This is a genomic window from Vibrio sp. 704 (genome assembly GCF_033339295.1).
The window spans coordinates 1-758 of record NZ_JAWOUH010000358.1; the positions used below are offsets into that span (position 1 = coordinate 1).

A 758-nucleotide genomic window follows, 5' to 3' on the forward strand; every position below is an offset into this window, starting at 1 on the left:
CAAGCAGACGGTGATCCATAAGTCGCTTTAACCTCTTTTATTCGATTTAAAATTCGCTCTGCATCTTTAGGCTCAAATTGAGCAGATACAGGCAGATACCCCCAATTGTCTTGTGCGTAGTCGCTACATTTGACAGCATCCTTCTCTGTCATAATCACATTCGCCCCTTGCAGAGCCAATGCTTCAAGTTCTTTTTGGTCAAAGCCTTGATGGTCAGCAAAACCTTTCGTGACTTTAACATCCGCATGCATTGATTCTAGTGTATTAAAAAACCGAGGTGGATGCCCGATACCGGCAAATGCCACCAGCGCCTTTAACTCACTCACATCAACTTGCTGCTTGGTCTTTAGGTTGATCGCTTTTGATGGCGCTAGAGACATCGAGATCTCACCCTGATGGGCCAAACCACCATTGGTGATGATAAAGTCAACTTCCTGAAGTCGCTCAACACCTTCGCGCAATGGACCAAGCGGAATCAAACACTCATTACCAAAACGACGATTTCCATCAACAATCACAAGTTCAACATCACGCTCTAGAGCATAATGCTGCAAACCATCATCGGTAATGATGATATCCACATCTAACTCTAATAGCGCTTTCACGGCGTTTGCACGTATAGGATCGACTGCAACAGGTGCTCCGGTGCGTCGGTGGATGAGTTTAGGTTCATCACCACAATGTTGAGTAGGAGTATCATCATTTAACACCAGCGGATACTGCGGAGCCTTCGCACCGTATCCTCGAGACACCACTCC

The 758-nt window shown here is 46.2% G+C and carries 1 protein-coding gene; it reads right to left on the reverse strand.

All coding sequences use genetic code 11. From position 1 onward, the window contains the following. On the reverse strand, window positions 1-758 hold a 758-nt coding region (gene lpxK, locus R7R24_RS26450), incomplete at both ends, for a tetraacyldisaccharide 4'-kinase (protein WP_318120082.1).